4 protein-coding genes and 1 pseudogene are annotated in these 6,035 nt (G+C 72.9%); 2 read left to right on the forward strand and 3 right to left on the reverse strand.

Annotated features, from left to right (window positions below; translation table 11 throughout):
• The first annotated feature begins 541 nt into the window (after positions 1-541).
• The gene (locus tag ACFV6D_RS37340; protein WP_063350198.1) at positions 542-991 is read left to right on the forward strand and encodes a PTS glucose transporter subunit IIA; all 450 of its coding nucleotides are present in this window, start codon (positions 542-544) and stop codon (positions 989-991) included.
• Between the two features lie 99 nt (positions 992-1,090).
• The gene (gene ptsP / locus ACFV6D_RS37345; RefSeq protein WP_063350197.1) at positions 1,091-2,761 is read left to right on the forward strand and encodes a phosphoenolpyruvate--protein phosphotransferase; all 1,671 of its coding nucleotides are present in this window, start codon (positions 1,091-1,093) and stop codon (positions 2,759-2,761) included.
• A 66-nt stretch (positions 2,762-2,827) separates the two neighbouring features.
• On the opposite strand, the gene ACFV6D_RS37350 is transcribed toward ptsP, so the two are convergent.
• The 3 genes and pseudogenes from ACFV6D_RS37350 to ACFV6D_RS37360 all read right to left on the reverse strand — a co-directional run.
• Complete coding sequence (locus tag ACFV6D_RS37350; RefSeq protein ID WP_380494958.1) at positions 2,828-4,936, reverse strand: acetoacetate--CoA ligase; 2,109 nt, start codon at positions 4,934-4,936, stop codon at positions 2,828-2,830.
• 46 nt (positions 4,937-4,982) lie between these two features.
• On the reverse strand, positions 4,983-5,555 hold the full coding sequence (locus ACFV6D_RS37355; protein WP_380380391.1) for an NUDIX domain-containing protein: 573 nt from the start codon (positions 5,553-5,555) through the stop codon (positions 4,983-4,985).
• 33 nt (positions 5,556-5,588) lie between these two features.
• Positions 5,589-6,035: pseudogene (locus ACFV6D_RS37360) on the reverse strand (DNA hydrolase); the annotation flags it as partial.

The raw sequence follows: 6,035 nt of genomic DNA on the forward strand, positions 1-6,035 counted from the left end.
CCAGAAGAATCTGAGGCCGGGGATGTCAACATATCTGGCGTTGACTTTTGGCACGCTGTTGAGTTCTCAAGGAACGGACACTTCCTTCGGACCGCATTCCAGCGGGCCCTCCGGGCGCTTCGTTCTTTCGTGTTCCCAGCTTACCAGATGTTTTCCGCCCCGTTTACCGGAGGTTTTCGCATCTGAAATCTGGTGTTAACCGCCAAGTCGCGGCGACTCGCCCAACCATAGCGGGTCGCCCGCCGGAGTGCGAATCGAGGCGCTCCCGGTGTCACCCGGTCGGCGGCATGATTTGTTGCTCTCGCGAGCATATACAGCAATGGTCCCGATTCGCCAAGATGCCTGTAGAGTGCGGCGCATCGACTAAGAGGACTAGACCACTAAACGGTCGGTGAGCCGCCGGACGACGGGCCGGGCTGGGCGTGGGTCTTCGCCCGGGAATGTCAGCAGATGTCCGAAGTTGACATGATTTAGGCTTCAGTCGATCGTCCTGCCGCTGCTCGCGGCCGCTCGCTGTACCACTCACTTGGGAGGCACAACCATGACCACTGTGACGTCGCCGCTGACCGGCAAGGTCGTCGGGCTCGCCGGCGTGCCCGACCCGGTGTTCTCCGGCGCGATGGTCGGCCCCGGCACCGCGATCGACCCGGAGCGCCGGCCGACCGAGGCGGTCGCTCCGGTGGACGGCGTCGTCGTCTCCATGCACCCGCACGCGTTCGTCGTGGTGGACGCCGAGGGCCACGGTGTACTGACCCACCTGGGGATCGACACCGTGCAGCTGAACGGCGAGGGCTTCGAGCTGCTGGTCAACAAGGGCGACACGGTGACCCGCGGTCAGGCCGTCATCAAGTGGGACCCGGCCGCCGTCGAGGCCGCGGGCAAGTCGCCCATCTCGCCGATCGTGGCGCTGGAGGCGAACGCCGACTCGCTCGGCGGCCTGCGGGAGGACGGCGAGGCCGTCTCCGGCGAGGCCCTGTTCAGCTGGAACTGACCTCTTACTTTGCACACACCCGCCCCGCAGGAGTTGTCGGGGCGGCCCGGCACACAGCGGTTCCCGGCGGGGCCGCTCCTCTCAGCGGAGACAGGTGACATGAAGAAGACGCTGCGCGGCGTGGGTGTCAGCCACGGGGTCGCGATCGGCCAGGTGCGGCACATGGGGACGGCGGTGCTGGAGCCCCCGGCCACCCAGATCCCGACCGAGGACGCCCCGCGCGAGCAGGCCCGCGCCCAGGCCGCCGTCGAGGCGGTCGCCGCGGACCTGATCGCCCGTGGCAACCTGGCCGGTGGCGAGGCGCAGGCCGTCCTGGAGGCCCAGGCGCTGATGGCGCAGGACCCGGAGCTGATGGCCGACGTGTCCCGCCGGATCGCCGTCGGCAGCAGCGCCGAGCGCGGTGTGTACGACGCCTTCGCCGCCTACCGGGCGCTGCTCGCCTCCGCCGGCGACTACCTGGCCGGGCGGGTCGCCGACCTGGACGACGTCCGCAACCGCATCGTGGCCCGGCTGCTGGGCGTGCCGATGCCGGGCGTGCCGGACAGCGACGAGCCGTACGTGCTGTTCGCGCGGGACCTGGCGCCGGCCGACACCGCGCTGCTCGACCCGACGCTGGTGCTCGGCTTCGTGACCGAGGAGGGCGGGCCGACCAGCCACAGCGCCATCCTGGCGCGGGCGTTGGGCGTGCCGGCCGTGGTCGCGCTGCCCGCTGCGACGGACGTCGCCGAGGGCACCGTCGTCGCCGTGGACGGCAGCTCCGGTGACGTGCTGCTGGAGCCCTCGCAGGAGAAGCAGGACGAGCTGCGGGCGGTCGCCGCCCAGCGCAAGGCCGCGCTGGCCGCGTCCTCCGGCCCGGGGCAGACCTCGGACGGCCACCGCGTGCCGCTGCTGGCCAACGTGGGCGGCCCGGCGGACGTGCCGGCCGCACTGGAGAACGGCGCCGAGGGCGTCGGCCTGTTCCGGACCGAGTTCCTCTTCCTGGACGACTCCGCGAAGGCGCCCACCGAGGAGAAGCAGGTCGAGGCGTATCGCAAGGTGCTGGAGGCGTTCCCGGAGGGCCGGGTCGTGGTCCGGGCGCTGGACGCGGGCGCGGACAAGCCGCTGGACTTCCTCACCCCCGCCGACGAGCCGAACCCGGCGCTCGGTGTGCGCGGTCTGCGCACCCTGCTGGAGCACCCGGAGGTGCTGCGGACGCAGCTGCGGGCGCTGGCCAGGGCCGCCGAGGGCCTGCCGGTGCACCTTGAGGTGATGGCCCCGATGGTGGCCGACCGCAAGGACGCCAAGGACTTCGCCCAGGCGTGCCGCGAGGCGGGGCTGGAGGCCAAGTTCGGCGCGATGGTGGAGATCCCGTCGGCCGCGCTGCGGGCCCGGTCGATCCTCCAGGAGGTCGAGTTCCTGTCGCTGGGGACCAACGACCTCGCGCAGTACACCTTCGCCGCCGACCGTCAGGTGGGCGCGCTGGCCCGGCTGCAGGACCCGTGGCAGCCGGCGCTGCTGGACCTGATCGCCGCGGCCGCCGAGGCGGCGCAGGCGACCGGCAAGAGCTGCGGCGTCTGCGGTGAGGCGGCCGCCGACCCGCTGCTGGCCGTGGTGCTGACCGGTCTGGGCGTCACCAGCCTCTCGATGGGCTCGGCCTCGATCCCCTACGTGCGCTCGACGCTGGCCAAGTACACGCTGGCGCAGTGCCGCCGGGCGGCCGAGGCGGCCCGGGCGACGGACAGCGCCGAGGAGGCGCGGGCCGCCGCGCAGCAGGTGCTGTCGGGCGAGTAGGACAGGCGAACAGCAGGAAGGGGGGCTCCCACCGGGTCGGTGGGAGCCCCCCTTCGGCGTGTCCGGTCAGGCTCGGGCCTGCCGATCGCGGCGGAGCTGCTCGAAGAAGCGCAGGTGGTCGATGTCGTCGACGGAGCCGGGGTTGACGGCCTGCTCCAGCGGGGTGCCGGAGAGGATCCGCTTGACCGGGACCTCGATGCGCTTGCCGGTGAGGGTGTGCGGGAGGCCGCGCACCGCGATGACCTCGTCGGGGACGTGGCGCGGGGAGAGTTGGGTGCGCAGCGAGGTGCGGATGCGGCCGATCAGCCCCTCGTCGAGCTCGGCACCGGGGGCGAGGACGACGAACAGCGGCATCCAGTAGCCGCCGTCGGGCTCCTCCAGGCCGATGACCAGGGATTCGGCGATCTCGGGGAGGCGTTCGACGACCTCGTAGATGTCCGAGGAGCCCATCCGGACGCCCTGGCGGTTGAGTGTGGAGTCGGAGCGGCCGTGGATGACGACGGTGCCGCGGGAGGTGACGGTGATCCAGTCGCCGTGGCGCCAGACGCCGGGGTACATGTCGAAGTAGCTGTCGTGGTACCGGGTGCCCTCGGGGTCGTTCCAGAAACCGGTGGGCATGGACGGGATGGGCTTGGTGACGACGAGTTCGCCGACGGTGTCGGTGTGCGGGTGGCCCTGGACGTCCCAGGACTCGACGGCGGCGCCGAGGCAGGGTGCCTGGATCTCGCCGAGGTGGACGGGCAGGGTGGGGACGCCGCCGACGAAGCAGGAGCAGACGTCGGTGCCGCCGCTGACGGAGGCGAGCCAGACGTCCTCCTTGACCTCCTCGTAGATCCAGCGGAAGCCGTCGGGCGGGAGCGGGGAGCCGGTGGTGCCGATGCAGCGGACGGCGGAGAGGTCGAGGTCGCGGCCGGGGTGCAGCTCGGCCTTGCGGCTGGCGATCACGTAGGCGGCGGAGGTGCCGAGGACGGTGGCGCGGGTGCGGGCGGCGACCGACCAGAGCGCGCCGGTGTCGGGGTGGCCGGGGCTGCCGTCGTAGGTGACGATCGTGGCCCCGACCAGGAGGCCGGCCAGCAGGAAGTTCCACATCATCCAGCCGGTGGAGGTGTACCAGAGGAAGCGGTCCCGGGGGCCGAGGTCGAGGTGGAGGCCGGCCTGCTTGAGGTGTTCGAGCAGGATGCCGCCCTGGCTCTGGACGATGGCCTTGGGCAGGCCGGTGGTGCCGGAGGAGTAGAGCACCCAGAGCGGGTGGTCGAAGGGGACGGCCTCGTAGACCGGCTCGACGTCGTCGGCGACCAGGTCGTCCCAGTGCAGGGCGCCCTCGGGGGCGGGGGCGCCGAGCAGCGGGACGTGGACGACGGTGCGCAGGGTGGGGAGTTCGCGGCGCAGTTCGGCGACGACCTCGGTGCGGTCGTGGTCCTTGCCGCCGTAGTGGTAGCCGTCGACGGCGAAGAGGACGGCGGGTTCGATCTGCTGGAGGCGGTCCAGGACGCTGCGGGCGCCGAAGTCGGGGGCGCAGCTGGTCCAGATCGCGCCGACCGCGGCGGTGGCGAGGAGGGCGACGGCGGCCTGCGGGATGTTGGGCAGGTAGGCGCTGACGCGGTCGCCGGGGCCGATGCCCCGGGCGCGCAGGGCGGCGGCCAACGAGCCGACCTGGCGGCGCAGTTCGGACCAGGTGAGGACGGCCGGCTGTTCGGTGGTCTCGTCGAGGTGCAGGACGGCCGGGCGGTCGGCGTTGGCCGGGTCCTCGGCGGCGCGCAGGGCGTGTTCGGCGTAGTTGAGGCGGGCGCCGGGGAACCAGCGGGCGCCGGGCATGGCGGGGTCGGCGAGGACGGCCTCGGGGGCCTGGGTGAAGCGGACGTCGAACCACTGGGTGATCGCGGTCCAGAAGCGGTCGAGGTCGGCGGTGGACCAGGCGTGCAGGTCGGCGTAGCGCTGGGCGGCCTGCTGGTCGTCGGCGGCCGGGGCGAGCGGGGCGGCCGGGGCGCCGTGGTGTTCGGCGGCCCAGGCCTGGAAGGCCACCAGGCTGGTGGCTGCGGCGCGAGCGGGGTTGGGGCGCCAGAGCGGCTGGTCCTGGGGTGGGGTGCTCACGGTGGTGGTCTCCCGGCCGGTGGTGGGGACGGGAGTGCTTGTGGCAGGCCCGTCCGGTTGGGCTGTCGGTGCAGACCATGCCATGTGAGCGGCCGCTGCGCCAGGGTCCGCCCGGTGGGTGCCAGGCCGGTCAGCGGCCGGAGATTCCGCCGCTGGACTCACCGCTGAACTCGCCGCCGAACCAGGAGCGGGAGACCCGGGTGTGGAAGGGGAAGGCGAGCGGGGTGTCGGGGGCGGCGAGCTGCCAGCCGTCGGTCTCGTCGGTGGGGCGCGAGGGCGGGAGTTCGGCGAGCGGACGGGCCGGGAGCAGGCCGAAGAGGCAGAGGAAGCCGCCCCTGGCGTCGGAGTCGGTGGCGACCAGGGTGATGTCGGCGGCGTCGGCCAGGATGCCGGTCTCCTCGCACAGTTCGCGCACGCACGCCTGCTGCCAGCTCTCGCCGTAGTCCACGTAGCCGCCGGGGAAGGCGAGTTGGCCGTAGCCGGGCTCGATGGTGCGGCGGATGACGACGAGGGTGGGGTCGGCGTCGGGGCGGGTGACCGGGAGGAGGGTGACCACGACGGGCAGCGGGTTGCGGTAGCTGATCTCGGCGCAGCCGGGGCAGGTGCGGGGCCAGCGGTCGGTGCCGGCCGGGTAGGAGGTGCCGCAGAAGTGGCAGTGGGAGAACGGCTGGTTGACCGCGCGTGTCGGGTCGTCAGTGGTCATGGCCGGATGGTAGCCGGGTGCGCGTGGCGGCCGTCAGCGGAGTTCGCCGTCGCGGGTGGGGCGGAGCAGGGCGGGGTGCAGGAGGCTGGCGTCTCCGGCGTGGTAGGTGCGGGCCCGGGGGCCGCCGCGGGCGCCGCCGCGGGCGGTGGTGGCGCCGGTGCTCTCGACGAAGCCGGGGACGGAGAGGACCTTGCGGTGGAAGTTGCCGGGGTGGAGCTTCTCGTCCCAGACGGCCTCGTAGACGGCGCGCAGGTCGGGGATGGTGAAGTCGTAGGGCAGGAAGGCGGTGGCGAGCGGGCTGTACTCGAGTTTGGCCCGGACGCGGTCGAGGCCGTCGGCGAGGATGCGCGCGTGGTCGAAGGCGAGCGTGCGGGAGGACTGGCCGGTGGGCCCGCCGACACCACCCCCGTGGGTGTCGGCGGGCGCACAGGCGGCTCGGGGTCGGCCGCCGGGCCGGGGGCCCAGGTCGAGTTCCGCGGC

Origin of the sequence: Kitasatospora sp. NPDC059812, assembly GCF_042732075.1 — a bacterium.
GTDB lineage: Bacteria > Actinomycetota > Actinomycetes > Streptomycetales > Streptomycetaceae > Kitasatospora.

Excerpts from the sequence above, each read along its gene's own strand:
- ACFV6D_RS37350 (WP_380494958.1), bottom strand. The coding sequence starts at position 4,936 with ATGGCATGGTCTGCACCGACAGCCCAACCGGACGGGCCTGCCACAAGC.
- ACFV6D_RS37355 (WP_380380391.1), bottom strand. The coding sequence starts at position 5,555 with ATGACCACTGACGACCCGACACGCGCGGTCAACCAGCCGTTCTCCCAC.
- ptsP (WP_063350197.1), top strand. The coding sequence starts at position 1,091 with ATGAAGAAGACGCTGCGCGGCGTGGGTGTCAGCCACGGGGTCGCGATC.
- ACFV6D_RS37340 (WP_063350198.1), top strand. The coding sequence starts at position 542 with ATGACCACTGTGACGTCGCCGCTGACCGGCAAGGTCGTCGGGCTCGCC.